This is a genomic window from Protofrankia sp. CiP1_Cm_nod3 (assembly GCF_982290655.1).
Genome location: NZ_CEVIVD010000157.1, coordinates 8,126 through 11,606, shown reverse-complemented (window position 1 = coordinate 11,606; position 3,481 = coordinate 8,126). Strand labels below are relative to the sequence as shown.

At 75.2% G+C, this 3,481-nt stretch carries 2 protein-coding genes; both read right to left on the bottom strand.

Annotation, left to right across the window (positions count from 1 at the left end; all coding sequences use genetic code 11):
- The coding region (gene fxlM, locus AC5LUJ_RS20785; RefSeq protein WP_493465566.1) for a methyltransferase, FxLD system at window positions 1–2,083 on the bottom strand (2,083 nt) is incomplete at its 3' end.
- Window positions 2,084–2,109: 26 nt separating this feature from the next.
- Window positions 2,110–3,417: a lanthionine synthetase C family protein gene (locus tag AC5LUJ_RS20780; protein ID WP_493465565.1), complete on the bottom strand. Its 1,308-nt coding sequence runs from the start codon at window positions 3,415–3,417 to the stop codon at window positions 2,110–2,112.
- Window positions 3,418–3,481 lie beyond the last annotated feature (64 nt).

Below are 3,481 nucleotides of genomic sequence, written 5' to 3'. Positions count from 1 at the left end.
ACCAGCTGATCGTGATCTGGGTGTGCGGGCGCTGGATGTGCGTTCTCGAGCCGTCGGCGTCGGTGTGGTTGGGGGTGCGGCGGGCGGTGATCGTGGGCTGGGCTGGCCGGTGCCGGGCCCAGGTGTGGAGCAGATCGGCGAGATGGGTGGTGAGCGTGTCGCTGTCCGGCCCGTGGGTGGTGATGCCGAGCTCGAGGGCGTCGTCGGTGGGTTCGCGGGCGGTGAGGTAGGCGAGGGTGCCGCCGTCGTGGAGTGCGGCTCCGCCCCAGCGCAGGGCAGGGTCGGCGAGGCCGCCGGCGCGGGCGGCGGTGCTGACGGACAGCCGCCCGTAGGAGCGGTCGGTGGCGGTCGCGAGCCACAGGTCGAGATGTTCGGCGGGCTCGTCGTGACGGACGTGGATCCCGGTCCAGCGCCGCTGCGGCGGGTGGTGGAGCGCGTCGGCGAGCGCGGGATGGTCGTACGGCTCGGCAGCGTCAATCTTGAGGACGATGTCGTCGGCGAGGCGGACGTGGCCTTCGAGGCGTTCGGCGCTGCCGCGCATCGGGACGAAGCCGCAGACGACCGCGGAGGTGCTGGTCATCTGGCCGGGCCGGTGGTGGTCGAAGGCGAGGGCGCGGGTCAGGCCGCTGCCGTGGAGCCGCAGCGGGACGACGGCGCGGCCACCGACCCGCAGCTGGTCCCACCAGGCCGGCATGAGGTCCGTCGCCTCGGCGGTGACGATCAGCCGGTCGTAGGGTGCGCGGTCCGGGTGACCGAGCGCGCCGTCGCCGCAGCGGACATGGACCTGGTAGCCGGCCGTGCGCAGGTGGGCGGCGGCGCTGGCGGCGAGGTCGTCGTCGAGTTCGATGGTGACGACGTCGCCGCTCTGGCCGACGAGCTCGGCGAGGAGCGCTGCGTTGATGCCGGTCGCGGTGCCGATTTCCAGGACGCGGTCGCCGGGCTGTGGGGCGAGCTGTTCGAGCATGGTGGCGACCAGCGTCGGGCTGGACGCGGACGACAGGGAGGTGCCGTCGGCGGCGCGCCGGGTGACGACCGGCTTGCGGCCGTAGGCGACGTCAAGATCGATGCCCGGTAGGAACAGGTGCCGCGGCACCGTGCGGAACGCGGCCTCGACCTGCGGTGTGTGGAACGTCCCCCAGCCTTTGATGTAGTCGGTGAGAGCGTCGCGTAGCCGCGCGGCCCGCTGCTCGTCGACATCGTCAGCATCGCCGGCCGTGGTGGCACTGTCGTGGCCGGTGCTGGTGGTGTCGTCTGGCCTGGCCGCGGGTTCGTCGGCGGGCGCGGTCCTGGTGGGGCTGGTGCCCGGTGGGTCGAAGATAACCGTGCTGGCGGCGGTGGCGAGGATGTGCTGGTCGGTGGCGCTGACGCCGTGTCGGTTGAACAGGAACAGCAGATGGTGGATGAGCACGCCGCGCAGGCCACGGGTCAGCGTCCCGGTGGCGGCCAGGGCGGCGATGCTACGGCCGGCGTGTTCGAAGGCGCCGGCCCAGGCCGGGGCGGTGTGCAGGGGGCTCGCGGGGGTGTCGGCGCCGGCGGTGACCAGGGTGCGGACGGCAAGAAGCGTCTGCTGCCCCGGTACGGCGGCCGGCGCGGGCGGGGTGCGGTGGGCGGCGAGGCGGGTCCAGCAGTCACCCTGCTCGTAGGTGTCGAGGCCGGCGGCGCGCAGTAGCCGGGCGGCGAGAACGACGGGCAGTTCGCGGCGGAGCGCGGGGCCTGTGTCGGCGAGGTGGTCGAGCAGGTGACGGCTGTCGGTGCTGAACAGCTCGTGCGCCAGGTCCATGCCGGCCGGGCCGCCGAACGCCTGGGTTTCGGGCTCGTAGCGGGTCTCGGTCCACGACCGGATCGCGCCGCGGCCGAGGAGGGCGTCGGCGAGCTGCTCGACAACCTGCCCGGTCGCGGGGCGAAGCCGCAGCCGCCAGGTGTCGCCCTTGCGCACGAACCACCAGGCCTCGACGGTGCCGGCGTGCTCGGCGTCGACGAGCAGGGGCCGCAGGTGTGCTGCGGCCATCTGTTCGGCGGCTCGCCAGTCCGCGCAGACAAGGTTGAGCTGACGCCAGCTGCCGCTGGCCGGGGATGTGGTCATGTCGGTGTCCTGTCGTCGGCTGGGGTTCAGGTGAGAAGCAGGCAGGAAGGCCAGGCAGCGGACGTGGCCGTGGCGGGCGTGACTGTGGCGGGTGTGGCGAGGGTGTGTGCGACGAGGGCGATCCCGGCGCGGCCGTCGATGAGCCCGGGCGCCGGGCAGGGGTCGGTCGCGTGGTCGAGGAACGCGCGAACCAGGCCGGGGAGCACCGGGGCGAGGCTGGTGGTGGAGGCGTCGGCGGCGGCGAACCAGGCGGTAAGCGTCACGCCCGCCCAGCCGTGGCAGATGGTCGGGGTGGTGAGCCGGGCGAGCTGGGCCGGGTCGCCGAGGCAGGCGGCGAGGGCGTGTTCCGCGGCGGCCTGGCGGGTGCGGTCGCCGCGGGCGAGTGCGGCGAGCTGCTGGGCACGGGCGAGTCCGGGGACGCCGTAACACCACGACGGCCGGGCCGGACCGGCCTGGGTGGGCCGGCCGGCCCGCAGGTCTGCGGCGGTGAGGTGCTCGGGCCACCACGGCCCGGCGGGTGCGGGCTGGCGCCAGGTGTCGAGCCAGTCGCTGATCCGGTCGATGGCCTCGGCGTGCCCGGCAACGGTGACACCGGCGCGCAGCGCGAGCGCGAGGAACGCGAGCGGGCCGCCGATGCCGTGGGCTGTCCCCAGGTTGGCGTGACCGCCCAGGTTGTCCGGGTCGTCGGGGGGCGGGTCGCTGGCCCACCAGCCGGGCGCGTCGGCTCCGATGGTGTCGTGGGCGGGCAGCGGTCGGGTCAGCGCGACCAGGTAGTCCAGGACGTCGCGGACGAGGGGGCCATCCGGGTCGCGTCGCAGCAGGTACGCGCCGAGCCCGGTCAGGCCGCGGACGACGTCGAACTCGGCGAGCCGGGGCCGCTGCGCCGCGGTGATCCGGGCCCGGGCCGCCACCAGCCGCGTCCGGGTGAGAGCGGCGACAGCGGCGTCCAGCGTTGCCAGCGCCTCCCGGTACCGGTGGGGTGCGGCCGTGGCGGCGGCGAACGCGACTGCCGGGGCGCCGAACCACAGCCCGGCGCCGCGTCCGACGCTGAGGCCGCCGGCGGTCGCACAGCGCAGCCACTGGTGGACGAGCCCGTCACGCCGGTCGGGGGGTGTGTGCAGCGCGTGGAGAAGCGCGATGCCGGGCGCGCCCTTGGACAGGGACTGGTGGTGCCACCGCCGGCTGGCCGGCGCATCCTGTTCGTCCTGCTCGTCGCCGCCGGGCGGTGGCGGGTCGGTGAGCTCGGCGGCGATGCCGGCGGCGAGCGCGTGCGCACGCGCGAGGTCGGCCTCGGCGAGCCACAGCCCGCGGCGGACAGCGGTGGTCCGCGTCATCGCTGTGCTCCGGCGGCGTCGGCGAGGGCGATCGCGCGGGCGAGCCGGTGGGTGCGGGTCTCGG

What these genes read in the sequence shown, in the direction of transcription:
- AC5LUJ_RS20780 (WP_493465565.1), bottom strand. Translation starts at nt 3,417, where the DNA reads ATGACGCGGACCACCGCTGTCCGCCGCGGGCTGTGGCTCGCCGAGGCC.